General features: G+C 46.4%; 26 protein-coding genes, 1 pseudogene and 1 riboswitch. Of the genes and pseudogenes, 8 read left to right on the forward strand and 19 right to left on the reverse strand.

Annotated features, from left to right (window positions below):
- Nucleotides 1–36: 36 nt before the first annotated feature.
- Nucleotides 37–396: a winged helix-turn-helix transcriptional regulator gene (locus PDUR_RS26335; protein ID WP_042208851.1), complete on the reverse strand. Its 360-nt coding sequence runs from the start codon at nt 394–396 to the stop codon at nt 37–39.
- Between the two features lie 118 nt (nt 397–514).
- Here PDUR_RS26335 and PDUR_RS26340 point away from each other — a divergent pair, with 118 nt between their 5' ends.
- Nucleotides 515–709, forward strand: coding sequence for a hypothetical protein (locus tag PDUR_RS26340; protein ID WP_042208852.1), 195 nt, complete (start codon nt 515–517; stop codon nt 707–709).
- A 597-nt stretch (nt 710–1,306) separates the two neighbouring features.
- Here the strand turns inward: PDUR_RS26340 and PDUR_RS27605 are convergent.
- On the reverse strand, nt 1,307–2,098 hold the full coding sequence (locus PDUR_RS27605) for a DUF2785 domain-containing protein (protein WP_052410419.1): 792 nt from the start codon (nt 2,096–2,098) through the stop codon (nt 1,307–1,309).
- A 270-nt stretch (nt 2,099–2,368) separates the two neighbouring features.
- Here PDUR_RS27605 and PDUR_RS26350 point away from each other — a divergent pair, with 270 nt between their 5' ends.
- From PDUR_RS26350 to PDUR_RS26360, 3 genes are all read left to right on the forward strand, one after another.
- Entirely contained in the window at nt 2,369–3,481 is a 1,113-nt protein-coding gene (locus PDUR_RS26350) for an ATP-binding protein (RefSeq protein WP_042209747.1), read from the forward strand.
- Nucleotides 3,482–3,708: 227 nt separating this feature from the next.
- Nucleotides 3,709–4,530 carry an SDR family oxidoreductase gene (locus tag PDUR_RS26355; protein WP_042208853.1) on the forward strand — a complete coding sequence of 274 codons (822 nt, stop codon included), beginning with the start codon at nt 3,709–3,711 and terminating at the stop codon, nt 4,528–4,530.
- A gap of 114 nt (nt 4,531–4,644) precedes the next feature.
- Complete coding sequence (locus PDUR_RS26360) at nt 4,645–5,259, forward strand: TetR/AcrR family transcriptional regulator (RefSeq protein ID WP_042208854.1); 615 nt, start codon at nt 4,645–4,647, stop codon at nt 5,257–5,259.
- A gap of 277 nt (nt 5,260–5,536) precedes the next feature.
- On the opposite strand, the gene helD is transcribed toward PDUR_RS26360, so the two are convergent.
- Together helD and PDUR_RS26370 are read right to left on the reverse strand one after the other, a co-directional pair.
- The gene (helD, locus tag PDUR_RS26365; protein ID WP_042208855.1) at nt 5,537–7,963 is read right to left on the reverse strand and encodes an RNA polymerase recycling motor HelD; all 2,427 of its coding nucleotides are present in this window, start codon (nt 7,961–7,963) and stop codon (nt 5,537–5,539) included.
- Nucleotides 7,964–8,358: 395 nt separating this feature from the next.
- Nucleotides 8,359–8,964, reverse strand: a complete 606-nt coding sequence (locus tag PDUR_RS26370) for a DNA-binding protein (RefSeq protein ID WP_330217231.1) — start codon at nt 8,962–8,964, stop codon at nt 8,359–8,361.
- Between the two features lie 190 nt (nt 8,965–9,154).
- Between PDUR_RS26370 and PDUR_RS26375 the strand changes: the two genes are divergently transcribed.
- The gene (locus PDUR_RS26375; protein WP_042208856.1) at nt 9,155–9,514 is read left to right on the forward strand and encodes a helix-turn-helix domain-containing protein; all 360 of its coding nucleotides are present in this window, start codon (nt 9,155–9,157) and stop codon (nt 9,512–9,514) included.
- Nucleotides 9,515–9,516: 2 nt separating this feature from the next.
- Nucleotides 9,517–9,636, forward strand: a pseudogene (locus tag PDUR_RS29015) (short-chain dehydrogenase); the annotation flags it as partial.
- Nucleotides 9,637–9,966: 330 nt separating this feature from the next.
- Here the strand turns inward: PDUR_RS29015 and PDUR_RS26380 are convergent.
- Nucleotides 9,967–10,359 carry a winged helix-turn-helix transcriptional regulator gene (locus PDUR_RS26380; protein WP_042208857.1) on the reverse strand — a complete coding sequence of 131 codons (393 nt, stop codon included), beginning with the start codon at nt 10,357–10,359 and terminating at the stop codon, nt 9,967–9,969.
- Between the two features lie 143 nt (nt 10,360–10,502).
- Here PDUR_RS26380 and PDUR_RS26385 point away from each other — a divergent pair, with 143 nt between their 5' ends.
- The gene (locus PDUR_RS26385; protein ID WP_042208858.1) at nt 10,503–11,291 is read left to right on the forward strand and encodes an NAD(P)H-dependent oxidoreductase; all 789 of its coding nucleotides are present in this window, start codon (nt 10,503–10,505) and stop codon (nt 11,289–11,291) included.
- A gap of 317 nt (nt 11,292–11,608) precedes the next feature.
- Here the strand turns inward: PDUR_RS26385 and PDUR_RS26390 are convergent, their stop codons facing one another.
- The gene (locus PDUR_RS26390; protein ID WP_218918479.1) at nt 11,609–11,869 is read right to left on the reverse strand and encodes a group II intron maturase-specific domain-containing protein; all 261 of its coding nucleotides are present in this window, start codon (nt 11,867–11,869) and stop codon (nt 11,609–11,611) included.
- An 18-nt stretch (nt 11,870–11,887) separates the two neighbouring features.
- On the opposite strand from PDUR_RS26390, the gene PDUR_RS28415 reads away from it, so the two are divergent.
- Nucleotides 11,888–12,598, forward strand: a complete 711-nt coding sequence (locus PDUR_RS28415; RefSeq protein ID WP_233277444.1) for a recombinase zinc ribbon domain-containing protein — start codon at nt 11,888–11,890, stop codon at nt 12,596–12,598.
- 11 nt (nt 12,599–12,609) lie between these two features.
- On the opposite strand, the gene PDUR_RS26400 is transcribed toward PDUR_RS28415, so the two are convergent.
- The 13 genes from PDUR_RS26400 to PDUR_RS26455 form a co-directional block, all read right to left on the reverse strand.
- Nucleotides 12,610–12,897: a hypothetical protein gene (locus PDUR_RS26400; RefSeq protein ID WP_042208860.1), complete on the reverse strand. Its 288-nt coding sequence runs from the start codon at nt 12,895–12,897 to the stop codon at nt 12,610–12,612.
- A 383-nt stretch (nt 12,898–13,280) separates the two neighbouring features.
- The gene (locus PDUR_RS26405; RefSeq protein WP_042209749.1) at nt 13,281–13,745 is read right to left on the reverse strand and encodes a hypothetical protein; all 465 of its coding nucleotides are present in this window, start codon (nt 13,743–13,745) and stop codon (nt 13,281–13,283) included.
- A gap of 2 nt (nt 13,746–13,747) precedes the next feature.
- Entirely contained in the window at nt 13,748–15,319 is a 1,572-nt protein-coding gene (locus PDUR_RS30000; protein WP_233277445.1) for a hypothetical protein, read from the reverse strand.
- Nucleotides 15,320–15,485: 166 nt separating this feature from the next.
- Nucleotides 15,486–16,256, reverse strand: coding sequence for a hypothetical protein (locus PDUR_RS30005; RefSeq protein WP_052410420.1), 771 nt, complete (start codon nt 16,254–16,256; stop codon nt 15,486–15,488).
- 351 nt (nt 16,257–16,607) lie between these two features.
- Complete coding sequence (locus PDUR_RS26420) at nt 16,608–17,009, reverse strand: immunity 22 family protein (RefSeq protein ID WP_042208861.1); 402 nt, start codon at nt 17,007–17,009, stop codon at nt 16,608–16,610.
- 29 nt (nt 17,010–17,038) lie between these two features.
- Nucleotides 17,039–18,574, reverse strand: coding sequence for a hypothetical protein (locus PDUR_RS30010; RefSeq protein WP_233277446.1), 1,536 nt, complete (start codon nt 18,572–18,574; stop codon nt 17,039–17,041).
- 92 nt (nt 18,575–18,666) lie between these two features.
- Nucleotides 18,667–19,905, reverse strand: coding sequence for a contractile injection system protein, VgrG/Pvc8 family (locus PDUR_RS30015; protein ID WP_052410421.1), 1,239 nt, complete (start codon nt 19,903–19,905; stop codon nt 18,667–18,669).
- Nucleotides 19,906–19,929: 24 nt separating this feature from the next.
- Nucleotides 19,930–20,334: a DUF4280 domain-containing protein gene (locus PDUR_RS26430; protein WP_081949714.1), complete on the reverse strand. Its 405-nt coding sequence runs from the start codon at nt 20,332–20,334 to the stop codon at nt 19,930–19,932.
- A gap of 30 nt (nt 20,335–20,364) precedes the next feature.
- The gene (locus PDUR_RS26435) at nt 20,365–21,000 is read right to left on the reverse strand and encodes a hypothetical protein (protein ID WP_042208862.1); all 636 of its coding nucleotides are present in this window, start codon (nt 20,998–21,000) and stop codon (nt 20,365–20,367) included.
- Between the two features lie 2 nt (nt 21,001–21,002).
- Nucleotides 21,003–21,527 carry an imm11 family protein gene (locus tag PDUR_RS26440; RefSeq protein WP_042208863.1) on the reverse strand — a complete coding sequence of 175 codons (525 nt, stop codon included), beginning with the start codon at nt 21,525–21,527 and terminating at the stop codon, nt 21,003–21,005.
- Between the two features lie 12 nt (nt 21,528–21,539).
- Complete coding sequence (locus tag PDUR_RS26445) at nt 21,540–22,640, reverse strand: pentapeptide repeat-containing protein (RefSeq protein ID WP_042208864.1); 1,101 nt, start codon at nt 22,638–22,640, stop codon at nt 21,540–21,542.
- A gap of 21 nt (nt 22,641–22,661) precedes the next feature.
- Complete coding sequence (locus PDUR_RS26450; protein WP_042208865.1) at nt 22,662–24,191, reverse strand: contractile injection system protein, VgrG/Pvc8 family; 1,530 nt, start codon at nt 24,189–24,191, stop codon at nt 22,662–22,664.
- 463 nt (nt 24,192–24,654) lie between these two features.
- Nucleotides 24,655–26,028: an amino acid permease gene (locus tag PDUR_RS26455; RefSeq protein WP_042208866.1), complete on the reverse strand. Its 1,374-nt coding sequence runs from the start codon at nt 26,026–26,028 to the stop codon at nt 24,655–24,657.
- Nucleotides 26,029–26,129: 101 nt separating this feature from the next.
- Nucleotides 26,130–26,210, reverse strand: a riboswitch (glycine riboswitch).
- Between the last annotated feature and the right edge of the window lie 158 nt (nt 26,211–26,368).

The raw sequence follows: 26,368 nt of genomic DNA on the forward strand, positions 1-26,368 counted from the left end.
GAGATACTTCTTTTAATTTAAACAAAATAGCTATGCCTACCGCTGTACAGCCACCAGAGCTGGCGAACTGTTTTTCTCTCCCCACTCGCACATCATATTTAACAATGGAATGAGAGAAAGACCACGTTCAGATAATGAATATTCAACTTTTGGAGGTACTTGGGGAAATTCCTTACGTATGATAAGACCATCTGCCTCCAGCTCTTTTAACATGATGCTTAGCGTTTTAAAGGAAATGGTACCGATACATCGTTTCAGCTCATTAAAACGCATAACCTTATTTTCAGACAGCCAATACATAATGATCATTTTATATTTACCGCCTATTAAGGACAACGTATATCCAAAGCCAGTGTCTTTTAGTTTCACGCCATTCGGAACACAGGTTTCGCGCACAAGTTACACTCTCCTTTTGGTAAGTATATGATATAAATATGCATACTTTACAATAGATCATTATACAATCTTATTGAAAATGATGTAAATCGCTGTAAAGCCGAAGGAGGTAACGAAATTGTCCGGTCCAGTCTACGCGCGCGTATACTATGCCATCAAATCCGGATTGGTCGCGGATATGGGAGGGGAGGGCGATTGTTGGCCGAATCAAGAAACGGTTGCCCAAGCGCTCGGCGTAACTCGTAAGGCGGCGAAGGTTTATTACGTTAAACTGCCCGTTAGTTTAGCGTCGCCAAATAACTGTAATATCTAAGGTTCTTGTAACCTTTTGAAAAAGGCCCGTATTAGTCAATGCCGAACAGCACGACCATCGCATAGTTGTAGCTTGAACTGATCGCAATGCCTGTCTTCTGCATTGGAATTCTTTTATAGATTCCTTCTAACAGAAGGCAAAAATATCGTCTAGCTTCGACATGCCTAATTCGGCAAATTCCGGCCAATGCTTTTGCAGTTTAGTGATGATGACCTTATGCGCTGGTACATAGTTGGTCTTACTCCAGTGTCCGTACTTAGGTGAGTTAAGATGCCCTGGGGCAGATTGCTGAGTTGCTCATTGAACGTCCATTGAATGATCAGATGATGGCTCTAAGCTTATTAAGGTCCATTTTTGATTGGGAAAAAGAGAAGCATGATCTTTAGTATAAAATCAGTTCTGTATTTTACATAGATGAAGCCCCTCTATCAATTAAATGGTGAAGGGGCTTCTCCTATGCCAAGGGATATCCTTCGGCCCAAGAAGAATTTTACTACCTCCGGATCAAACGAAAAAACATCATATTCTTGCTGCCTTCGATGGTTGGTTCTAGTAGCGTATCAACCTTAAACTTGTGAACAAAAAACTCGTAAAAATCTATGCCTGTAAACGAAACCGATTGAAGCGCTTCTCCAGCTCCAGCAGCCGATTCAGTCCCATTCCCGTTTCTTCGAACTTTTCCCTCTGATCATAGAGCCTTGTATACAGGCAGCGAAGGAAGTGCTTACGGTTCGTATTGAGGGTGTAGCTTTCCACGCTCCTCGTTCGCGCCGGCTCCATCTGCCCCAACCACTCGCAAATCGTGGGAAAGGAAACCTTTTGACTCTGAATCATAGAGACGATCGCCGTAGCGAGCCGTTCGTCCTCTTCTCTCTGATAAACCTCGGCGGGTCTTTCGAGCAAGGCTTGCACGCCCGTCCAGATTTCGGCACATTCCTCCGCTCCCGCATAGCGGCTCATCGCACATTCATCCAACGCATCCGCAACATGCGCAGCGGCATGCGCCCATCCCTTGACCTCCACGTATCCGCGAAAATCGTTTTCCAAATGGCAATAGCGAACCAGTGCATTCAGAGCGAGGTTATAGCTTTCTCTAGTTAAGTACGGCTCCCGATTATCGCAGGCAAGCTGCAGGGCGATCAAAAGGGAAGTAAATGTGCGCTTAAAGACGCTGTCCGTCTCCTTCTCCCCAATCCCATAAAACAACCCGCTATCTGAAACGGATTGCTGAAGCAGCTCTTCCATTTGAGACTTCCCGAGTGCGTTCTCCTCCAGCAGCCAATTGAACAGAGCGGAGTACGCTTCTTCCCGAATTTCGGAGTCGGGAGACCCGAGCAGGATCACCGTCTGCTGAACGAGCGTCCATACATCCTGTTGTTCCTCTTCCATTTTGTCGTTGCCCCCTTCTATTCCCATGTTCGTTTCTCGTTGATTGCCATCTTCATTCAGAACTTCTATCGCCAGCTCCCCCACTTCAATGACTTTACCATTAAATTGCTAATATAAAAATATGGAAGGGGCTTGCGTTTTTTATTGTTTGTACTGTCTGCTTTATTTCATTTGGGGATTATTTACAACAGGTTTATTGCATGTTATTATATATATGTAATTACGTAACTACGTAGTTAAGTAATATGTGAAAGGGTGATCCGTTTGACAGTGCCTAGAGACTTCGGCGCAGAATTGGATATTTTAAAGAAGCAATTGGGTGATCTTGAACAGCTTGTAAGCCAAATCGCAAAAGCTAGCTCTCCCAGAGTTTCGCGGACCCAGACATTTGACAAAAATACCGTGTTAGTCGAAACGATCAACGATGAATTGGATCTTGGCGGGGTCTTTTACTCAGGGCAATATCGTGGGGAGAAACAGGGATACAGATGGGAACCCCAAGAAAGACGTGTCAGTCAATTGCTGGATCTGGACGGCGAGAAAGTCGCCAAAATTTTAGCGGCGCTTGGTCACAAACAACGCTTGGACATTCTTAGATCGGTGTTGAAAGAACCCCTTTCGGGTTCGGAAATTGTCGAACATTTGAACATGGGAACAACCGGACAACTCTACCATCACATCAAAGCGTTGCTTGGAGCTGACCTCCTTGTCCAGGAAGAACGGGGTGGAATGTACTCGCTTCCCTCGCACAGAGTACTCCCACTCCTTTTGTTGCTGGCTGCGACTTCCGACTTGCTTGATACAAGCGACTATATGGAATTGGCTGAAACCAGAAACAACGCTAGCGCCTATTTGGGTAACGCCCACGATGGTTACGACCCACACTATCTCCTCTGGGCGGTGCTGGAAAATTCCATCCTGGAACATCGAGCCGGATTCTGCAGTGAAGCAGGCATTTTCCTTCAAGGCGATGGTAGCGTCACAGTATCCGACAACGGGCGAGGAATCCCTGTTCAAGTCCTTCCGAACACAGAAAAGTCCCGTGTGCAAGCCGTTCTCACTGAACTGAGCCATTATAGTACCAGCGACTCTTTTGTTGCTCCGGGGGGAGAGAAAGGGATTAACATTGCGGTTGTTAATGCTCTCTCTCAAAAGCTTTCAATCGAAGTTCGTCGAGAAGGAAAAGTCTTCAGGCAAGATTATAAACATGGAATCCCTCAAACGGGCTTGTTGACCGTAGGTATAACTAAAGAAACGGGAACAAGCGTTACTTTTCTACCGGACCCGGAGATTTTCAAATCCACTTTTGACAAGAATGTTATAGCAAAACATGTCCCTGAAATTTCAGCAATTTATCCCGACCTGACCCTTCATTTTCAATGAAACTAAACGTTTTGTGATACGGTTCAGCTTAACGAAACGATCGGCTAAAAATGCGAAAGGAGCGTGCCTCGGCAGCTCCTTCGTTGTTGTTTCTATTGATTTCCAGAAGTGGCCTGCGTAATTATTTGACAAACGGATTCCTGTATTATAGGATTAGAATGAACATTCGATCTAATCTATTGTATGCTATAGAATGAATGTTCAATTTATAAATTGGAGGTTTTATTATGAGTAAAACAGTCTTTATTACGGGGACCAGTTCAGGATTGGGTAAACTAACGGCGATTCGATTTGCGGAGTTGGGCTGGAACGTCGCGGCCACCATGCGTACACCCGAGAAGGAAACCGAACTTACGGCTTATGACAATATTAAAATTTTCAAACTGGATGTCACCAAAGTGGAGCAAGTTCAAATGGCCGTGGAACAAGCCATAGCCGCATTCGGGAAAATTGACGTCGTCGTCAATAATGCCGGTATGGGCACTTACGGTCCGTTGGAGCTAGCCAAAGAGGACGCGATCGATTGGCAGTTCGCAGTTAATGCGCGGGGGCCGATCAATGTTATTCGCAAATTTTTGCCACACTACAGAGCTAATGGAGGGGGTATGTTTATCAATATCAGCTCCTTCATGGGAATTACAACAGCAGTGCCGCTTGGATCGCTGTACAACATGTCCAAATTCGCCTTGGAAGGATTGACGGAAGGCCTTTATTACGAACTGAAGCCGTTCAATATCGAGCTTAGATTGATCGAGCAGGGCGGGTCTACAGGAAATAATTTTAAGGAAAGTATCACTTGGAACAGGGATGAGAACATTAAAGACTACGATGATTTGATGTCGAAATTGCAAAATCTTATGAATACCGCCGATACCAGCAGCCAACTGGATGATCCTCAAATCATTGTAGATGCCATTGTCGCTCTGGCGACGGGAGAAAGCAAGAAGTTCCGTACCGTTATCGGTGCAGCAGGCAACGACCTGATGGCTCTTAGAAACTCCGTGCCGATCGAGGATTATTTGGAGACCATCGCTAAAAATTATATGTAACGATATTACAACCTTCTCCCGCTGCTACCATGAGGCTGTATTGACTGAAGAACGTATTAAGTATATTCTAAATTGGAATGAACGTTCGATTTATGGTGGGAAAGGAAGATCTGGATGTTTGAAAAATACAATAAGGTTCAGCGGGCCGTCCTCGAAACGACTCTTAACATTATCATTCGGAAGGAATTACAGGCTACCTCAATGGCGCTCATAGCCAAGGAGTCTGGCGTATCGACCGGGAACATTTATCATTACTTTCAAAGTAAAGAAGATATTGTTAACGAGTTGTACAAAGCAATTGTCACATTCAACGGAGAGTATGTGCGCGAAGGTTTAGTGCAGGGCAGAACGATTCGTGAAAAGTTCGAATTAGGCTGGAATCGGGTTGTCGAATTGGGTGAAAAGTATCCTCAGGGCTTTCAGTTTATTGAGCAGTATTCGTTCTCGCCCTACATTTATGACGAGGTGAAGCAAGCAGCCTATACAGATGGCTGGTGCGGGCCTATGAACAAGTTGTATGAAGAAGCCATTCAGCAGAAGTTGTTTATCCCCCTGAATCCGAAGCTGATGGTACAGATGCATTACGGGACATTAGTTTATATTTTGAAAGCCCATCTGCAAGGGATCTTCGAATTAACCAGCGACAGCGTGCATGAAGTAATCCGTTCCTGTTGGAAAGCTGTGAAGCTCGAGGATGATACGGTTCAGCTTAACGAAACTATCGGTTAAAAATACGAAAGGAGCATGCCTCGGCAGCTCCTTCGTTTTTATATTGATATTGGGTAAACCAAAAGCACCCTCCTATATAAGATGAACTTTAAAAAATGACATCAGGGTAAGGAGTAACGAAGGGGAAGTTTGGAACTGTAGGAGCGATAGCGATCGCCTTTGTCTCCGGATTTCAACCGCGAAGAGTGGTTTAAATGAAGAAATCTGGAGACAACAGCGGCCGGAAGTCCAAACGTTCCTCGTAGTTGCGACTGGTATCTGATGGGAAATCTTAGGTTCAGCTTATATATTGCTCCACCTCATACAAGGACGTATCCAATGCCTGAATGAATGGGGTCCACTCTCCTGCTGCGTACAGCAGAAGCCGATGCATGGCACGCGTGCATGCTGTATAAAATAGCTTGCGCTCGCTCTCCCGATGATACGTCTGCGAAGATGCGTCATAGATGAGAACGGCGTCGAATTCAACACCTTTTGCGAGGTATACCGGGATGATCAATATTCCCTTCTCGAAGGTGGGCGTGCTCTTCGTCACAAGCTTCAGCCCCTGGCATCCCTGAGACGTCAAGAGATCATAAGCCTCTTTGCTTTCGGCCGCTGTCTTCGTAATGACGCCGATGGAGACGAAGCCTTCCACCTGAAGCGCCACGAGATGCTCCGCTATTCGCGCTGCCCGCTTCTCGCCGTCGCCCGCCTTGGAGAGGAGCGGTTTCCTGCCGCTTCGTTCAAAAGGTACGATCTCCTTGGCGCCCTGCAGCAGAGACTTCGTGAATTCCACTATCTCGCGGGTTGACCGGTAACTGCGAACCAGGCGGAACAAGCTCGTGTCAGATTCGCCGTACAGCCGGATGAGCGGCGAATCTTCACCGTACAGCTCCGTGGCCTGAGCAAAGATGGCCTGACCGAAATCGCCAAGCACCGTCATGCGGGCGCGGGGAAACATTTTTTTCAGGAACTCATATTGAAACATCGAATAATCCTGACCCTCGTCGACGAAGACATGCCGGATCTCCGTGTTCGTCCGAACGCCCTCGATGAGCTCTTTTAAATACAGGTACGGTGTCGCATCTTCATAGAAAAGCTCGTGCCGGTTAAGCTTCTCCTTGGTCTGTTCACAGATTTCCGGCCACAGCGAGGACATTTCGGCTCCATTGGTCATCTTCTTAAAAGCATCCTCTTCTTCGAATAATTGGACGTACAGCTGAGCCATATCGATGAACAACAACCGCTTCACGCTTCGCTTCAGCGGCTTAAACTGCTCCTTCACGATCATCCGGCGCAGCAGCTCTTCCTCCCGCTCGGCATAGTCGAAATCGCCCTCGTCCGGTCTGCCCTTGCCGTCCAGCCTTTCGCGGACCTCTTCATACTGCTCGGCAAAGTCAAACACGCCCCTCTCCTTGTGCAGAGCATGATACGCTTCGGCGTACTGATCCTTATCAAGATAATCGAGCTCCTCCTGCACCCAAAGCGCCTCACGTTCCTTGCTTTCCAGCAAAGTCAATCCACGCAGCAGCCACTCCTGCAGCATAGCGATGCGGTTGGTCATGCGAATGGAGGGATCATAGCTGTAAAATACGGATTCCATTTGCTTGGCCGTGATCAAATTGCGGTTCCGAAAGCGGATGCTTGTGAAGCGCATGCCCTGCTGCTCCAGCCACTGCGCATAATTCCGGAGAGCTTGCAGAAAGTCTGCGGATGCCTTGTACTCCATCCCTTTCAGCCGGGCCTCATACCCTTGGCTTGATGCTTCTGTCAGCACGTATTCGATCTGATCAAAAGGGTCCTCTACTCGGAACGTCCCGCCAAGCCAGTGGTCCAGATATTCCTGGAAGGTCGTCTGCTGCATGTTTTCTTCACCGAGCTCAGGCAGAACGGTCGATACATAGCTGTTGAACATCGGATTAGGCGAAAAAAGAACGATTTGATCCGCCTTAAGCTGCTCGCGGTGTGTATATAGTAAATACGCCACCCGCTGCAGCGCTGCCGAGGTCTTCCCGCTGCCGGCCGCCCCCTGCACAATGAGCATCCGGCTTGAGTCATCGCGGATAATGGCGTTTTGCTCCTTCTGGATCGTCGCGACGATGCTCTTCATCTGATTGTCCGCACCCTTACCGAGCACCTGCTGGAGCAGCTCATCGCCGATCGTTACGCTCGTGTCGAACACGTTCTGCAGTACCGCATCGCGGATCTGATACTGCCGTTTCAGCTTCATCGTCCCCGAGATGGTTCCATCCGGCGTGTCATATCCGGCTGCTCCCGGGGAATAATCGTAATACATGCTCGCGATCGGAGTACGCCAGTCATAAACCAGAAAATTCATGCCGTCTGAATCGACGAAGGATGACACACCGATGTAGACTTGCTCAGTAGAGCTCAAGCCATCCTCGTGGAAATCGATGCGCCCAAAGTAGGGAGATGACAGCAGCCGTTTCATGTTTTTCCACTGCTGCACGCGCTGCCGGTGGCTTCGCTCCCGTTCGGACAATAACGCTTCTTGCTGCCGGATACTGTAGAAGGTCTCTTCAAAATCTTCGTCCGTACTTGTGTTGACCGTAACTTCCTCCCAAAATTGTTTGCGGATGTCCACCGCCTGATTGTGCAGACCCTCCACTTCCGGCGCCAGTTCAGCGATTCTCGCTTGGAGCTTTTCCGTAACCAGATCCAGCCGCTCCTGCTCTTGCTTCCAATCCTTCGCGCTTATCATCTTCCTGCATGCACTCCTTCATTTAAATTTGAAGAAAAAGAAAGTTTGACAAACCGTAATGTCGTGTGGTAAGATTAAAGTGTAGATAAGATGGGATAATTATTTTGTTTTTTCAAAAAAAGACATTAGTCGTTTTTCAATCATATCATAGTGCTCCTTTGTGCGCAAACTTTATTTATGCATAGTTAAACCCCTGGCGGATTGCCGGGGTTTTTTTGATTTTATCCTGGGTACGTTCAAAGGGCAGCCGCGGTCGGCAACGTACAGACTAAACCGGCTGCTGCTGAACCTCCATCAGACATCCCCTCAAGCGTCCCTGATACTGCCGAATCCGCTCCTCAGTCGCCCCCTCCCGCAGCGATTCGAATAGGGCCATACATTTTTTAAAATTCCTGTCATTCCCCGACTGGTGAGCCAGAATTAATGCCTGCATCCTCGTACTCCCCAAACTCAGCAGCCTGCTCCGCAAACGTATCTAAAAGATCATCCACGTTCAAACCATGCCACAGCGCAGCCTGCAATATCGTATCGATCCCCGGCAGCAGTTCCTCCGGATTTTTCTTCAAAAAAGCCACATATTCCGCCATCCGTTCCGTCTTCCCCGACTGAATATCCAGCGCATATCCATTCGCCCTCGCCAGGAACCTGAACTCCTCGACAATCTGCATGCCTTCCTCCCCTAAATCCTCCATCCAGCCCAGTTCCGCATATTTATCAATGTATTCTCTGGCCTGATCATACTGGCCCTGCTTCTGGCAAGCAATCCCCCGCATCAGATGACTGAACCCGTAATAGTAAACCAGCGGACGCGCCATATTTACATGCGGCACAGGTAATCTTTTGGCCTTAAAATACTGCCGCTCTTCATAAATGTACTGTGCGTAGCTATACAGAATATCCGATGTGTTCAGCAGCTTGTCCCAATTCTCGAAGTGAAAAGCCATTTCCAGCATTTCGACAATGATATCCGGCTTGAGGGATTTCAGAATGGAAGGGCGCAAGGGAGGGGCCTCCTTCGTATCAAAGTATAAATTTTATTATTTGGAGTAACATCGAATTTTATTGTTTGTAATGGGAAATGCTACCTTATACAAATGATTATCTATTAGTGTTATTTAAAAGTCAATTAACATTTATAGTGTGTTAATAAGACATATTTCCTCAGGTAAGCTTGTTATGAGGTGAGTTAAGATGCCGGATGAGTCCAAGTCGGAACTTGTAAGAAAAATCGGAGAGAGAATTCGAAGACTGCGTAAAGAAAAGGGCTTATCACAAGAACAACTGGGGGAACTTTCAGGTTTACATACAAACTATGTCGGACAAGTCGAGCGTGGGGAGAAGAACCTAACTCTTGAAACACTGGAGAAAATGGTTCTCGGCCTAGACATTTCGTTAGAGGAATTATTTCGATATATAGGACCGATGGAGAAAAAAGATGCCCTGAGGCAAATTGCTGAGTTGCTCATTGAGCGTCCATTGAATGATCAGATGTTGGCTCTAAGCTTATTGAAATCCATTTTTGATTGGGAAAAAGAGAAGCATGATCTTTAGTATTTACAATGAGTCTGAGACACCAGCTTTCGGATACGTCTGTAGAAGTCATTGAAGTTACTCCTCCGGCAGTAAATACAGATTTAGGCGGAACAGGTTTGCATACGCATGGAGAACCTGTCATCAGCCACTTTAATTGACGGTGAATTCGGAACCGCCAATGACGGTGGCTTTTTGTTTTCGTCACCGACATGGGGATGGCGATCAAGGTTCGCCTACTGAGATGGTGGCATAAAGAAAACCTGCTGGCAAGAGCAGGTTCAGTTTAATAGTAGCACTTTGTATTTGGTTTTCGTATGGAGTGGAATTGGCAGACGCGCTGGATTCAGGTTCTAGTGGGCTAACCCCCCGTGGTGGTTCGAGTCCTCTCGTCCGCACCACTTATACAACCCCGAGAAGCCTTGGTATTCAAGGCTTCTTTTTTGTTTTGTCCGGATTTCTCCGGGTTTCGTTTATTGGTCTTCTTTCTCCCCTTTCTCCTGCACTGCCGTTTGCAGCCGTATATCGTCAACTCTGTTCTTGAAGGTTATTCCCCACTTCTTCATATCAAGGATGATCGGCTTCAACGTCACTCCGAATTCAGTCAGCGAGTATTCCACTTTAGGGGGCACCTGTTTATAAACTTCGCGGTGAATAATGCCATCCCGTTCAAGCTCGCGGAGCTGCAAAGTAAGCATAAATTGCGTCAATCTCGGATAGAGCCGCCGGAATTCATTGAATCTCTTCGGGCCATCGATAAGATGAAACAGAATGATCGCTTTCCATTTGCCCCCGATGACATCCAAAGTTGTTTCGACAGGACACACTTCCACATTCGCTTCGAGCTTGTTTTTGCGATCTCCCATAGCCATGACCCTCCATTAGTTTGATTTTTAATACTATATTATAAAATTATGCGTACTTTTCTAAATTCAATATACATTTTAATATAACACTCATACGGCACTTAATAAAGCGTCGTAAGCCAATACAAAGGGAGAGTGGAGTCATGTCAAAGAAGGTATTGATTGTTTATGCGCACCCCGAGCCCACTTCGTTAACTAGCCAGTTCGTTGAGACAGCTGTGCAAACACTTCAGGAGCAAGGGCACGAAGTCATGTTGTCCGATCTGTACGGAATGGACTGGAAGGCCGTGTTCGATGGGCGCGACTTCCCGGATCGAGCCAATCCAGAACGATTATCCTTTATTAAAGAGTCAGCGCACGCCTATTCGACTGGCCGTCAAACGGCAGACGTCGCATTGGAGCAACAGAAGCTTCTTGCTGCCGACGCGGTGATCTTGCAGTTTCCTCTGTGGTGGTTCAGCATGCCGGCTATTCTCAAGGGTTGGGTAGAACGGGTATTCGCTTTTGGTTTCGCATATGGCTTTAAGGGCGAAGGGAATCGCTATCGCTACGGCGATGGCATTCTAAAGGGGAAGCGGGCTATGCTGTCCGTGGCCGCCGGAGGGCCCGAGAAGGATTATTCGCCGCGAGGAATCAATGGACCGCTGGAGCAATTGCTGTTCCCCATTACTCACGGCATCCTCTTCTACCCCGGAATGGATGTGTTGCCTACCCATGCCGTCTACGGAACCGATCGCATGACGGCAGCCGACATAGACGCGGCGATGGCAGCCTGGCGCTTGCATCTCGAGCGCCTATTCGAGGAGGAGCCCATTCCGTTCCGACATCAGAACGGCGGGGATTATCCGGACAGCCATGTGCTTGCAAGCGACATCGCAATCGGACGGACCGGCTTGACGGCTCACATTGCCGAAAGCGCGGCGCCTCTATGACTGGAGCCTGATGGGGAGAGTGTAATGGAACTCGCAGCCGGAAGGCAATGCCCAGAAGGGGCGTCAAGTATTTTGTTCAGAAGGGAAATCTACTTTAATCGAGAAAGATTACAGTATACAAGTCAATGGCGGCCCTTTTATGAACGCTTTACGTAGTAATCGGATAGGAGGCTATCCATTAGTTGGATAGCCGACCTTCCACACCACCGTACGTACCGTTCGGTATACGGCGGTTCAACCGTTTGAGTGCAATTGACGAAGACGCTCGTACTGTGCAGGGAAGTCATAATATCCTGCCTGTGCGAGCTTTTCGTTTGTTATGGAACGGGACAGGACGGGGCTCCCGGCAACACGCCAGTAACCCAGCCGAGTATTTCCCATAGGTACGCTTGCCCTCCCGGGATGCCCAGCCTTCTCAGGTTTTGCACCCTCGTTCTTGGCTTCTTCCACTGTTTCCAGGTGTACATACGGAATCTTCGGCGCAGCCATTCGTTCCAGCTTTGCAGAATTCGCTTCATATCTGCCACATAGTAGTAGCCCAGCCATCCGCGGATAAAGGCCTTTACCTCCTCCATCACCCTGCGTACATTCCTGCCTTGACTGCGACTCGTCAGTTCTTTCAGCTTTCTCTTTATGTTATGGGGGATCGCAAAAAATACTCCAGCAAATATCCACTCAGCAGCAAAGTCTTTTGCGGATGCTGTGGTGCCAATTTCAAACGCCGAACCTGGAACAGCAATAATCCATCCAAAAAGGTAGTATGGCAATGTCGAACGTATGTGAATGAAGGAAAAGAAGCATGCGATTCTAAGTCGGTTGATGAGCAAGGTTTGCAGAATGCGTTTGTCCGAGTATTCAATCGAATGTATGAGAATAAGGAAGCATTTATCCAAACGTTGAAAGCGAACATTGAATCGGTACTTACTAGTAGGGCAGGGCAAGAACCATTATTGGAAATCGCGCGACATATAGAACAGTTGAAATCGGACTTGAAGGGACTTGTGAATTTCAAGTTAAGAAATCAGATTGATGAGGCCGTATACAGTGAAGAAAACGTGAGAATCTCAAGTGAGCTGAACGAACTTCGGCAACAGAAAATCCTGCTGGAGAAGGATAACGACCAAAAGACACAAATCAAGGATCGTGTAGATGAAATGATTCAGGTATTAAGTATACGGCAAGATGTACTGATACAATTTGATGATAACTTATTCAATGCGTTGGTGGAGAAGATAACGATTCTCTCGCCAACGCATTTTATTTTTACCATGAAGGGCGGCTTGAACATAGACGAAATCTTGGACTAGCGAAGCATAGGCTAACGAACATTTGCAGGTTGCATGACGGGAAGGATTAAGCGAATCCCGTCTTTGACTCCTTCGATATAGATCGACTGCTTGTGCTGGCTTTGCTGATATCCCATCACTTCTTCCCATTCGGATAACAAATGCTGAATTTCATCACTTTGGCGACTTTTGAATTGATTCATTTGCGTGAATAGATTCTTGTCCTCTGTTGAATATGAGGCTTGTTGCTCACTGGCAAGTTCTAATTGATAAAATCGCTGGCGTAATGCTTCGAGAAACCAATCTGGCCAATTTGTCATAGCACATTTCCCTCCCGTGGTTTGAGTGTGTGTATGTTAACTCTGATGGGGAGGGATGACAAGTTATTGTTTTGTGTAGTGAGCTGTTAAATTATCTTTAAAATATATTATTATTCATTAAGAAAATTTATGTTTATATGTAAATATAAACATAAAAAATATCCTATTTAAGTTATAAGGATAACAAAAAACAGGTCAATCATGGTATCTGACCATAATCAACCTGTTCAGCGTAATGAAGTAACATTATTTAGTTATAAAATTCAAGCATTAATGTGCGTATAAACAAAATGGAGAAATCTTTATACGTGTATTACATGCGTTACAAGTGTTATTGGTTGAATGATGGGTTCATTCGGCACTGGGTGGACGTTTTGAATAGACTATCTTTCCTCTCGGCACAAATGAAGATATTGACCGAAGTCAGGGAAAACATCCCAATTTTTCTCAAGGGTATCTTTAGCCTCACGTTCCTCGACTGAACCGGTTTTAAAATCTCTCTTTTCCATTGCTATATAGCCATCTTCTCGGAAGCCTATAATCAAACTGTTTAATTCGTTGTCGGTTTCATCATCATATTCCCAATACATGGCTGTTCTTAAAAAAAGTTTACCACCACTCATAATTTCAAAATCATAATTCAGATACTTACGAGTCAGTTCATCATAAAAACCCACCGAAACCCATTCTTTTGTCACATTTACAATATACTTAGGGTTTTCATCCTCGATTAATACTGCCGTATATTGTTGTTTTTTTTGATGATGTAGGGATGCAGTAGGTTCATCGAAAATATTCCATGGCTTCTTTTTGATGTCTGACCATTCGTCACAATAATATATTTGCATAATCAATTATACACCTTCCCGTTAATATCCCTAATAGTAATTTTGTTTTTCGTTGCTTCATCAAGAACCGACTGCGGAATTGGTTTGTTTTGAACTGGTATTTCCAGTATCAATTCACCTTTAAGTCGTCCACCTTTCAGAGCATTCGGATTAAAAGGACCATTTGATACTTTAGAACCCGATGAATATTTTTGAGTAAGTTCTCTCAAATAGCCTATAGCCGTACTTTCTTTCACTTCACTTAGTTGTGTAAACTTTCTCGATACTATTTCCTTGTTGGGAACATACGAGTCAACTACGAACTTTTTGCCTCCCACTTCTTTTGCTTCCAACTCAACTTCATTATAAGGGTAACGAGGACGATTTTCCTTATTAAAATTGTTTCCGGCTTCCCACCGATCTTTAAGCCAATCCGGCAGGGAGTTCTTTTTAGGTGGAGCATCACCCGCACCCTCAGAACTTCTACCCGTATACTCCCCTGATTCTAACGCATTTTTTTGCCTTTGTCTTTCTGGCGAGAGATTTCCACCTGAACCGTTGGAGGTCGAGTGAAGGTCAGGACCCTGACCGTGGAAATCCCAATGTCCACCCGCAGTTGCAGGAGTAAGGGAGCCAAACTTCAGGTTCATCTTTTGGGCTATGCTTTGTAGAAAGCTTTCCAGGGATGCGGGACTATTCGGGATGCTGATGGCATGGGTTTTTAATTTTCCATCCCCGGCCTTGGCTAGAGCGGAGTCTGCTTTCGCTGTGTCCCCGAGTAATGCAGCGGGGCCGCTTTTCCCGCCGTTTTGTTCCTTCACATCCTTGTGTCCTTTAGACAGAGAGGCTTCTTCTTTGCCCAGCTTTCCTAGATTCCTAGCGAGTTTAGCTCCTCCCTTAACAACCGTAAATATATCTACTGCACGTTCCACTGCTTTTATACTGTCATATCCCGCATCGTAACTTTCCTGTTTGGTATCGGTCAACGGGTTGGGGATGAAATTATCCCATTTTTTTACGAAAGGTTCTGTCACGCTATCCCATACATAATTAGCGTCATTTTTAGCTTCATTTCCAACGTTGATAAATCCTTGTTTTACGTCAGGTGCGTTCTTAATGATTTCGACATACCGAGCACCTTTCTCAACGCCTTTTTCAATACCCAGCTTAATCCCTTCTACTGTCTCGTTGCGTTCCAGAAACCCTTTGCCTGTGACGTTACCAGGCATGACCAAAGGAGTCATGACCATGACCCCGATGTCTGCTACATCGACAGCCGAGTTCCAGACTCCTTTCATAAAATCGACAGATGCATCCCATTCTCCCTTCAGCGTTTGACCTACATTACCAAGAACAATACTTCCCATAACCGCTTGGATTCCCTTTTCAGCCACCTGCTTCTCAAAATCAGATAAGAGCGGCTCCGGATAGTATTGATGAAGCGAAGCTTGAAGCAAAATTTCAGAGCTAAGGTTGTTCACGCCTTCTTCAAGGTCCAGTGTGTCAGTCATCGTATGGAGGTGCAGACCATCGGTCCCCTTGAGCAGGATACTTCCGGCCGAGAGACTAAGGCTTCCTGTCGCTTGAATCAACATATTCTGTGTGCTCTGAAGACTCACGCCGTGACCGGTATTCATGGATATGTACAGCGAACCTTCCTGAGCGCTTATGTTCAGCGCTGAGTTCCCTAAGGACACTTCTTTTCCTTGCGGATTCGCGAAGGATTTGACCCCGGGATCAGCCATTTTACGATGGTGCCGTTCAGTAGGCGTTTCCGTCGCTGCTCCCTGGATCGTGGGAGAGCAGCATGTGACGAGGCTGTACGCACCGATGAATAACCATGGCATCGTCTTCGTCCGCGGTGGGAAAATACAGCTTCACCTGCGCGCCTTTTTCCGGCATAAGATACCACACCTGATTGCCTTCAGCGGAGTAGGGGAACCACTGGGCATCTGTGGGGTCCTGCTGGTCGTCCATATCCAAATGCAGCCGAACCTGGTTGCGGCTCACTTCCAGTATTTTGCCTTCAATCGCCGCTCCAATGAGGGTCTGATTATAGGTTTTGGCAACGGTCACGCCTTGAGGCAAGGCGCATTCATACGACCAGGTCATGACGCCGCTTGTCATCGTGCCGGTCCGTTTAGTAATGACGTAGGTGAGGTTAGAGCGCTTGATTTCATCGCCCGGCTGCAAGATTTCAGGCCATTCGAAGGTATACCCTGTATAGTCGCTGGCCGAGGTAGGGGTCCTTCCGTTAGCCGCATGGTTGAAATAGGATGAAATTCGCCGCCACATCCGAAACGGCGCATCCTCTAAAGCGATCTGGCGTCTTGCTTCCGGAATCCCGATCCAGATTTGAATCCGGTGAGCCGTGATATTCGGCAGAAGCATAGCTCCGGCATGGGAAGCCAGACGTTTTAAAAAGCCCCAGTCTGTTTCTTGATACTGCATGATAAATTGGTTCGTCGGTCGACTCCCGAACGCTTCATCCAATTTATCCGAGCCGGAATAATCGGAGAATACCTCTTGCATGATACTTGTCTGCTTGGTCTCTTAACTCACATACTTACTGATAAAATGTCCTGATTTACTCTCTAATCGCTTCATACTCTGTTGTTCCTAATAGTCAAGCCTTTTTTTCTGCTGCCTGTACCTGTTTTGTCAATGTCTATCTTCCTCCTATAATTTTATACATGAAAAAAGCTTATTCCTACTCATGATTCAAGTTGGAATAAGCTTTTGAAAGTTCATCAAGTGTTTTGCCAAATTATTTGTGTTTGGTTTGTTGGTTGTTGTACGATTCTGCTTTTAAGATGTAAACCCGATAATATACAGAATACCTTTAAGGAATTAGATGTTTTTATCAATCATTGATTGTTGGTATTACTGATTGTTATATTTTACACTTCCAATGTACTTAAACGAATAGTTATTATTACTTATCTCGTTGGTGTTTATGGAATTATATTCAAAATTATATAAAAGAATTGCACAATTGGTTCCCTTGTTAAGTCCGTTTCCAAACGTTGTTATATAATTTGGAATAACTATGTCTTCGTAAGAACAACCAGCTATTAGTTCATCAAGATGAAGAAGTTCTTTTTCGTGGAAAACGCGTTCTATAAAATATTCATCAAATTCATCCATATCTATGTTAAAATCCTTAATAAATTGAGAAGGTAGGCATTCTCCTTCTTGATCATAGATAAGAGTAACATATTTCATTAATTCATTATCACTTTTTATCGAACCAACCCATAAAGAAACAATCCCCTCTTTTTCCAATTCAATCCCTCCAATTTATCAATCTTTCATCAATCCAACCTAAGACCTTGCGGTAAAGAATTTATGCCACCTTTGAGCCTATAGTTTGCCCAGTTATTCAATCTTCGTATGAATGTTTCATAGTCTGTTGAAGAATCTATTATTGCTAATAATTCATTATGTGCTGCAGTGGAACCTAACCCACCGTGTTTCCCGGGAGGATTCACAAACTCAACTTCACTGATTACAGTTCTCAAGTCTCTAATTTGTTCAGAACTAATACCCCACCTTTTAAATACAGGGGCACGTGAAACCAAGTGCCATTCATGCATTCCACCTGGTGCTCTAAGTTGTCTCTCGATTTTCTTCCTAATTGATTTATTTTGCCAAAGTTCATCAAGTTGATCTGCTGTCAATCCGTTGAACCAGTCATTAAATTTACCGCTTGCAACTGTAGGAACTGAATTATCGAGTCGTTTACCATCACCCGGCCCCTCAGCACTTCTACCCGTATACTCCCCTGATTCTAGCGCATTTTTTTGCTTTTGTCTTTCCGGAGAGAGATTTCCACCCGAACCTTTGGATGGGTTATGAAGGTCAAAATCCAGATCATGGAAATCCCAATGTCCACCGGCTGTTGCAGGAGTATGGGAGCCAAACCCCAGGTTCATCTTTTGGGCTATGCTTTGCAGGAAATCTTCCAGGGAAGCGGGACTGTTCGGGATGCGGATGGCATGGGTTTTTAATTTTCCATCTCCGGCTGCGAGATCGGGAAGCCCTTCCTTTTTTTCCAGCTGTCCAAGCATTGCGGATATTCCTGATTTTTCGGCGCGTTCACCGACTTGTTTACCGACTCGTTCACCGAACTTCCCTGGTTTCAACTTACGGAAAAATTTCATCGGTGCTGTAAACGCTTGTTCTCCGGGAATGAGCGTGGCGGCGAGATCCAACTCGGCAAAGGCAGCTTGTACTGCTGTCTGTCCCGCCCGGTAATTTTCTTCCGGTGTGCTGGTTAACGGATTTAACCATTTGTTCCGCTCTCTTTCCATAAGAAGCTCCATGGTGTCCTTGACATGATCTAAAGCATCGTTCTTCATTTCCCTTATGGATGTATTTCTAACGTAGCTGACGGTGTCTAACATCCCTTTAAAGGTAGCATTTCGTTCTTCAAGAGGGGCGACTTCTTTTCCATGATTCAGGATGGAGTAAGTTCTTCGCATGTCCTCATCGTTTTGTCCCGTTAAGACTATATCGCCTATATCGACGACAAAGTTCCATAGTCCCTTCGCATAACCAAGTAAGTCATGCTTCGCTCCGTGTGCATAGTTATCCACATTCGTCAGCTTGCGTTGATCTAAGACTACGTCGATTCCGAGTTTCGCGACTTGCTGCTCAAAGCTCGAAAGGAGCGGCTCCGGATAGGACTGATGCATTGAGGCCTTAAGCAAAATTTCCGAGCTAAGGTTGTTCACGCCTTCTTCAAGGTCCAGCGCATCGGTTGTTGTATTCAGGTGCAGACCATCGGTCCCCTTGAGCAAGATGCTTCCGGCGGAGAGACTAAGGCTGCCTGTCGCTTGAATCTGCATATTCTGAGTGCTCTGAAGACTCACGCCGTGACCGGTATTCATGGATATGTACAGCGAGCCTTCCTGAGCGCTTATGTTCAGCTCGGAGTTCCCTAAGGACACTTCTTTTCCCTGCGGATTCGCGAAGGATTTGACCCCGGGATCGGCCATTTTACGATGGTGCCGTTCGGCAGGCGTTTCCGCTGCTGCTCCCTGGGTCGTATGGGAAGGAGGGAGAGGGAGAGCAGCATGTGACGAGGCTGTACGCACCGATGAATAACCATGGCATCGTCTTCGTCCGCGGTGGGAAAATACAGCTTCACCTGCGCGCCTTTTTCCGGCATAAGATACCACACCTGATTGCCTTCAGCGGAGTAGGGGAACCACTGGGCATCTGTGGGGTCCTGCTGGTCGTCCATATCCAAATGCAGCCGAACCTGGTTGCGGCTCACTTCCAGTATTTTGCCTTCAATCGCCGCTCCAATGATGGTCTGATTATAGGTTTTGGCAATGGTCACGCCTTGAGCCAAGGCGCATTCATACGACCAGGTCATGACGCCGCTTGTCATCGTGCCGGTCCGTTTGGTAATGACGTAGGTGAGGCCAGACCGCTTGACTTCATCTCCCGGCTGCAAGATTTCCTGCATTTCGAAGGTGTACCCTGTATAGTCACTGGCCGAGGTATTCGTCCTCCCGTTAGCCGCATGGTTTAAATAGGGTGCAATCCGCCGCCGCATCCGAAACGGCACATCCTCTAAAGCGATCTGGCGCCTTGCTTCTGGAATTCCGATCCAGATTTGAATCTGGTGAGCGGTGATATTGGGCAGAAGCATAGCTCCGGCATGGGAAGTCAGGCGTTTTAAAAAGCTCCAGTCCGTTTCCTGATACTGCATGATGAATTGGTTCGTCGGTCGATTCCCAAACGCTTCATCCAACTTATCGGAGCCGGAATAATCGGACAGCACCGCGTCAATGATATCAACATATTGTTGGTTCACTTGCTGAAAGGAACGGTTTTTGAGTTCGGTATCCAGCTTGAAGCTATGGGAAATGACCTGGATCGTGACCTGTACTTCCTGATGAAGATGCACGATATCTACACTGTACAACTGCCCCATGAATAAGGGATGCTGACCGCCTGTGTCTGTATACCAGAGTTCGATTTCATCTATACTGCTCGCCCTGGCTGCAATCGCCTCTTCCTGATCGGACTGAATACGGCCTGTAATCCACAATCTGGCGTGTTCTCCAAGCTCGTGGGTCATTTCAATCTGATTTAAGCGCACGTCGCCGTAGGGCCAGATGAAGTTCAGATGTTGATAGGTTAAGAGAGCTGTTGGTGATACGTTCATACCTTGGACTCCTCGCTTCGTAAACTAACTATTTTGTCCGTCATCCAGAATCGAGATGATGCCGCCGCCTCCTGGACAAGAACATATTAAAGTTGACTTGCTGAGTAAGGCGTGTTCCCCCTCGATCAGCACATTTTCTTTGCCGTGAGTCCATTTGGCCCCAAATGCAATTTCGGGTTTACAGGGAAGACCATACTTCCGCTCACATAAGCCAAAGGCGTATTCCTTACTGATATGCGCTCCGGGTATGGCATCGGCAACGTTTAGAACCGGTTTATCCTTGATGTAAATTCCATGGCTGTACATGGCATTCAGCACCCCTGGGTATGTACCTTGACTGCATTGTAAAGTGGCTCCTCTCACCACATAGGAATATTCTTCGCCAAGTACACCAAGTACCAATGCGCGCAGCAGTATGGGCAGCAGCATGTAATTTCCTCCTTGATATGAGTGTGTAAATTAGGGAGACTCCAGCCATCTTGACGTATGAAGCATGGCATAGGTCAGTGGATACCATAAGGGGGCATCCTCCAACTTAAATTGACAACTCCCGATCAAAGCCTTGCCACGCCAGGAACGCACAAAGGCAATCTGGTAATAGGGTGAGGGTGAGGGTGAGACTAGAAAAATAGATTCATAACAGCCGATTATAGCGCCCTGAATGGGAAGGGCTTTTTCATCCACCAGCTTCATACTCGGTTGTGTACGGCTCATTTGCTCTATCATCTGTTGTTGATAGATCTCCACCTGCGCAGGGTCCAGTTCTTGCTCGCTTTGGTGAAGACCAAACAGGATTCCGTTAGGCTTGTCCTGAACGACGTAGCTTCCCCGTTGATCTTTCGTCTGCTTAGCCCGAGCCTCTGGAATCCAAGAACTCGGCAGGGATATCGTGAGTTGATTATCGTAGAGATGAAGGGTTTGGAATTGTATTTCCTTTCCATCTGGCAGTGTCAAACAGCCTTTGGAAATTTTCTCTATCGCTTCTTCAATGGATATCGTCATCCAGTCTTCATCGTTCTCACTCACATCCAACTGAGCTTTCAAGACTTGTTGATTATGCAGCTTCAAAAAAAATTCATCCCAATACTCCGTCAAGCTCAAGCCTCCTCGTAAGAAAGTTCTACCTTTTGCAGCCGGAAACCGCTCAACCCTCGGCGAAGCAAGCTTTCGGCAGCATCCAGGCTAACGATGAAATAAGGTTCCCTTACGTTGGATAGCCGAAAAAAATGGTGTCCCCTGACCTTTTGGCTATCCAGCACAAGGTGTTTTAGGGTTTGGTTGTGCGGATAAAACTCGGTATGCTCCGAAATCACGTCTAGATCAGGGACATGCGGAATCCAATATAACTCCTGACGCTTGTATTCTCTGTCAACGATATACATCTGTTTAAAACGCGCTTGCGTATTATATAGTTCTAAAATCCGTTTCATGGGATCGGAAAGCAGTGGTTGTGATGCTGAAAAAGGCAGCCAATCCGTATACTCTGCCTCTGCCTTCGTATGAACATCTAAAACCTGAGCCGGGATCATGCGAACAAATGGTGTTTTTAAAAGGCCGATATTCACAGGTTCAATGTTACGGGAAATACGACTGTCATCGAGCAGCACATAATAATGGCGCATGCACATTCCTCCTTACTCCATCCACACGATGGACTTACGCTGTTCATCACTGAGCTTCCATAGCTGTTGGTATTTTCGCGGGACTCTGGTTCCGTACATCGAGGCTCCCTCAAAGGAGACGTACTCAAAACCATGCACATCCGTGAAATCCGCCTCGTCCAGATTGGCAAAGTCAAAGCGTATACCACACAGGCCCGGTACACGGTGACCTTGTTCCCGATAAGCTTGTCCGCTGGCACCTCTAAAATCGGCTCCCTGCAAATGACTGTACCTAAAATCGGCATCGCTGAGCAGGGAGCCGCGAAAGCTGCCCCCTTCGATATGAGCTTCTTGCCACTGGCTTCCCATCAATACACAGGAAAGAAACTGGCTTCCCCGCAAATCACTTTGGCAGAAATCGTTATATCTCAGGTCTTTTTCAACGACTTGCAAATGAGGAAGAGAAAGATTTCTTAAATTTTCATAGATATATGGCTCCTCATTGGTCTGCATCAGTCGTTCTCTGACTTCATCCGGATTGGGGATTTCTTGATCCTCGACATACATATTTTCGCTGATATCCTTATATTCGCCAGTACGAATGAACAAACGTTTCGCCTTATGAATGGCCTTGTACTCTGGGAGCTGCACTGCTTCTGTAATCGCCAAGCGAATGATGGAACTCACAAATTGATGGAAAAAGGGTGTGGCTTTCAGCATCAGTCGTTCGATATCGGCCGCATGGAGTACACCCATGTATTTCTTCCGATCTTGTTCAAGTGCTTCCAGCATGGTCGTAAAATGGGTATAAACCCAGGAGGCATCATAGGATAACCGACAGTCGGCTTGATCTTCATACCATTTGCCAGAATAAGCCTCAACCATGTACAAGTAGGATTGTTCCAGGATCTGAGTTCGCAAAAAAGAATAGTGTATATAGGCAATGGGTTCTTTTTCCCCTTGCTGCTGCATCCTCAGAATATGAGAGCATAGCTTTTGAAAGGATGCCGTGAAATTCGAAATGAATTGAGCCTTGCCATGGTGAAACTCCGCCTCCAATGTCTCCATCTGTATTTCCAGCAAGGGCATGTAATGATGCTCGTAAAAATGTTGAAGCGCTTGTTGTTTATCCATTTCGCTGATTCCCTCCTCCAATTAGTTCATTTTGATTTCAGTCCCGGAGAAGGTTGTCGTTTTATCCAGCGTAATGCTGTTGCCATTGCCGGAAAGCTCGATTTTCCCGGCAGATAGCTGAAGGATGCCTGATGACATCGAGAGCTGGGAGGTGGCGCTGATATTGATATTTTTCCCGCTAATAATATCAATTCCACTTTGGTCGCTGATCGTAATGGACATATCACTAGCGGAAATCACGATTTTATCCGGGGCCAGCATAATTTCCTTGCCATATTTGGTCCGCAGCGTCTTAATGGCGGGATCAGCCATACGATCTCGATCTGGCGCAGGAGCTGCTGCCGGCAGAGACGAAGAAGAGTTTGATCCGTCAGACGAAGCAGATGCAATCGAATGCGTTGAGGTTGCTGCTCCATGTCCAGAAGTCGCGGACGATTTTCCTGACGAATGTTGCGGTTCCCTTTTGACCGAGCTGATGGCGTAGCCTTCTTCCTCCTTATAGCTGGGGAAATAGATGCGGATGCTGTCGTTTTCCTCCGGCATGCAGTACCAGCCCGTGTTATCTGCAGACGCATAGATGGTAGAGTAGGGGAACCAGTAGTCGGTGTTCGGGTCCTGCTGGTCGTCCATGTCGAGCTTGGCGCGGATTTTGTCCCGGTGAACGCTGAGGACCTTGCCCTGAATGGAAGCTCCGATGATTGAACGGTTATATTCTTTAATGGGACGCAGTCCGCTTCGCGGGGATAGCTTGCACGTATGTGTCAATACACTGTCCTTCATTTCCGTTAACACTTCGGCGACCAGCAAGCTATGCCCCTTAAAAGTGACTTCATAGCCCGGCTCCAGCAAGGTTTCCGTCTTCACCTCATACTGGATAAAATCCTCATCCCGCACGCCGGGAATATGATTATCCGAGGCGGTTTGGAAATCCGCGATCCGTTTGGACACCTTATATTGGGCCGCTGTGATTTCTCCCTTGCTCAGACCCATTGGCAGGCCAACATATAATTTGGGCACGCCATAACCTACCGCAGGAATGAGCGGAGAATAGAAGTGGGAAGCCATCCGTTTTAGAAATTGCCAGTCGGTTTCATCATATTGCATAATGAACGTGCCTATGGGTGTATTGTGGGTCACGACATCCAGCGCTTCCGCTTTGGGGTAGGCGGACAAAATGCTCTCAATAAGGCCGTTATAGGTGAGCTTGGGATTTTGAAAAGATCGTTTATGCCGCTTGATGTCGAGTTCGTATGTATGGGATATCGCTTCAAAGGTCAGGTAATGGACGCCGTGAACCACGTTCTCCTCCACATCCAAGACAATGCCCCGAAAGAGGGGATGGCGGTTGCCGGAGTTGTCCATGACAAAGGCTTTGACCTGAGTCTCTTCATCTGAAGCACGAATGTAGCTCTCGCGTCTTTCATCGGAAATAATTCCGGTACAGATCATGCGGGCGTGGTCGTTTACGGTTTTCATAATTTTAAGCTCGTGAAGATGAGTAAATTCATAGGGCATGATTTCGATATGACCGTAAGTTATGGTATCTTTCATGGGGATCTGTCTCCTTTTGGAATGGTTTGTATCTGTTCTGACAATTTGGAAAAATCAAGTATATGCATATATCGGTTAAAAAAGAGCTTCAGTTTACAAAAAGGCCCACTAATTGAGGGACTTTCAATGTGTATTTTTGGAAGGTGGGTATAATTTACGAATCGATAAGGGTGGGGGACAAGGAGACTTCCCTAATATGAGGCTGTTGAGAAGGAAAAGTGTTCCTTGGTGATGGAGTTTTCTATAGGAGGACCATAAATCCTTTTCACCGTCTCGACACAACGCGTCTTCTACGGTCATCCCGTCGATTCCCGGCGCTCCATGGTTGCGTTTGGCCTGTTTGTAGGCTCTGTTCAGGTTGTCCCTGTCCAGGATTCTCTCCATATAGAAAAAGAAACTCGCCACAGTGTTGGCGAGTTCTTTTTTTAGTTAATGAAAAGTCAATGCGTTCCTAACAGCAAATCTATTTGATGTTCGTCGCTATACTGCTGCTTTTTTCCCTTTTGCTTCTATTGGGGTACAGCATAAATAACAGAATAAACCACAGAGGGGTGAACAATAAAGCCGGGCGTGTTTCGCTAGCAAACAGCATAATGATGAGAATCCCGGCAAACAACGCTAAGACCACATAGTTAATGAAAGGCGTAAAGGGTGCCTTGAATTTGGATTGAGCCTGTAATTCCGGCCGGGTCTTCTTATATCTGATATGGCAGACGAGAACGACGCCCCACACCCAAATAAAACAAATGGCACTTATGGTTGTCACGATTCCAAACGCCTGCTCCGGAATGAGTTTGCTGAGTAGAGCGCCCACCGATATGACAAGCGTGGAGATGAATAACGAATTCCCGGGCACATGATTTTTATTCAGTTTGGCAAAATGAGAGGACGCCTGCTGTTTCTTGCTTAAATTATAGAGAATCCGGCTTGTAGAGAACATCCCGCTGTTGCATGCGGAAGCGGCCGAAGTTAATACGACGAAATTGATAATCCCTGCGGCAATCGGAATCCCTACTAAAGTAAAGGTTTTAACAAAAGGACTTTCGGCCGGACTGAGCTCAGTCCACGGGTTAATGCACAGCAGGACGAACAGCGCGCCAACGTAGAAAAATAAAATCCGTAAAGGAATTTTATTAATAGCCGATGGAATATTTTTTTCCGGATTCGCTGTTTCCGCTGCCGATACACCCACCAATTCCACACCGACATAGGCAAATACCACCATTTGAAAGGAAAATAAGAAACCTGAAATGCCGTTCGGAAAAACGCCCCCGTGTTCCCAAAGGTTTCGTACCGTCACCGATCCTGCATCCGTCTTAAATCCCATGATCAGCAAAATAACCCCAATGCCAATCAATGCAAGAATCGTGATCACTTTGATTAAAGCAAACCAAAATTCCAGTTCTCCGAAATTTTTGACCGTTAACAGGTTGAGCCCTAATAAAATGATTAAGCAGACAATGGCCGGTACCCATTGCGGGATATCAAACCAATATTGTACATATACGCCAACCGCAATCACATCAGCCATAGCCGTCATGATCCAGCAAAACCAATAGGTCCAACCGGTTATGAACGCGGCCCGAGATCCAAGATAGTCTTCCGCAATATCCGTAAACGATTGATAACCCGCTTTAGACAACAGGAGTTCTCCCAGCGCTCTCATCACGAAAAACACGGCGATCCCCACGATGAAATACGTAAACATGATGGATGGGCCTGCCTGTTGAATCGCTTTTCCCGATCCCAAAAACAATCCCGTACCAATGGTGCCGCCGATCGCGATGAGTTGAACATGCCGATTTGCTAGCTCTCTCTTTAATTCTGGTTGTGCCATACCTAGTTCCCCCTTATGAATGCAATACCTTGGTGCCATAAGAAAAGAGATTGGATGTCCTCCAATCTCCCGGTTCATAAGAATATCGAATAATACATATTCAGTACTCTTCTGTCCTTTTGCCTGAGATTGTGAACCCTTCGGCGCAGCGGAATTTCCGCAGTCTCTCCAGAAGCTGCTCCTGCCATAGTGACCCCATAGCAATCATAGCTTGCTAACTATTAAGTTATTGAGGCAATAATGCCGTTCTTGCACCTTAACATATTACATACTATGTAAGTGTTTGATCTGTGATAAAAGTCATAATAGCTTTCCTAACCCTCATGATTCAAGGCTAATG

The organism is Paenibacillus durus (assembly GCF_000756615.1).
Classification (GTDB): Bacteria; Bacillota; Bacilli; order Paenibacillales; family Paenibacillaceae; genus Paenibacillus_AQ; species Paenibacillus_AQ durus.

Coding starts and splice junctions, on each gene's coding strand:
- PDUR_RS26355 (WP_042208853.1), top strand. CDS start 3,709: ATGAGTAAAACAGTCTTTATTACGGGGACCAGTTCAGGATTGGGTAAA.
- PDUR_RS30010 (WP_233277446.1), bottom strand. CDS start 18,574: ATGCAGATTCAAGCGACAGGCAGCCTTAGTCTCTCCGCCGGAAGCATC.
- PDUR_RS30015 (WP_052410421.1), bottom strand. CDS start 19,905: ATGAACGTATCACCAACAGCTCTCTTAACCTATCAACATCTGAACTTC.
- PDUR_RS26445 (WP_042208864.1), bottom strand. CDS start 22,640: ATGGATAAACAACAAGCGCTTCAACATTTTTACGAGCATCATTACATG.
- PDUR_RS30005 (WP_052410420.1), bottom strand. CDS start 16,256: ATGCAAGAGGTATTCTCCGATTATTCCGGCTCGGATAAATTGGATGAA.
- PDUR_RS27605 (WP_052410419.1), bottom strand. CDS start 2,098: ATGGAAGAGGAACAACAGGATGTATGGACGCTCGTTCAGCAGACGGTG.
- PDUR_RS26400 (WP_042208860.1), bottom strand. CDS start 12,897: ATGACAAATTGGCCAGATTGGTTTCTCGAAGCATTACGCCAGCGATTT.
- PDUR_RS26375 (WP_042208856.1), top strand. CDS start 9,155: ATGCCGGATGAGTCCAAGTCGGAACTTGTAAGAAAAATCGGAGAGAGA.
- PDUR_RS26380 (WP_042208857.1), bottom strand. CDS start 10,359: ATGGGAGATCGCAAAAACAAGCTCGAAGCGAATGTGGAAGTGTGTCCT.
- PDUR_RS26430 (WP_081949714.1), bottom strand. CDS start 20,334: ATGCTGCTGCCCATACTGCTGCGCGCATTGGTACTTGGTGTACTTGGC.
- PDUR_RS30000 (WP_233277445.1), bottom strand. CDS start 15,319: ATGTTGATTCAAGCGACAGGAAGCCTTAGTCTCTCGGCCGGAAGTATC.
- PDUR_RS26405 (WP_042209749.1), bottom strand. CDS start 13,745: ATGCAAATATATTATTGTGACGAATGGTCAGACATCAAAAAGAAGCCA.
- PDUR_RS26455 (WP_042208866.1), bottom strand. CDS start 26,028: ATGGCACAACCAGAATTAAAGAGAGAGCTAGCAAATCGGCATGTTCAA.
- PDUR_RS26450 (WP_042208865.1), bottom strand. CDS start 24,191: ATGAAAGATACCATAACTTACGGTCATATCGAAATCATGCCCTATGAA.
- PDUR_RS26385 (WP_042208858.1), top strand. CDS start 10,503: ATGTCAAAGAAGGTATTGATTGTTTATGCGCACCCCGAGCCCACTTCG.
- helD (WP_042208855.1), bottom strand. CDS start 7,963: ATGATAAGCGCGAAGGATTGGAAGCAAGAGCAGGAGCGGCTGGATCTG.
- PDUR_RS26360 (WP_042208854.1), top strand. CDS start 4,645: ATGTTTGAAAAATACAATAAGGTTCAGCGGGCCGTCCTCGAAACGACT.
- PDUR_RS26440 (WP_042208863.1), bottom strand. CDS start 21,527: ATGCGCCATTATTATGTGCTGCTCGATGACAGTCGTATTTCCCGTAAC.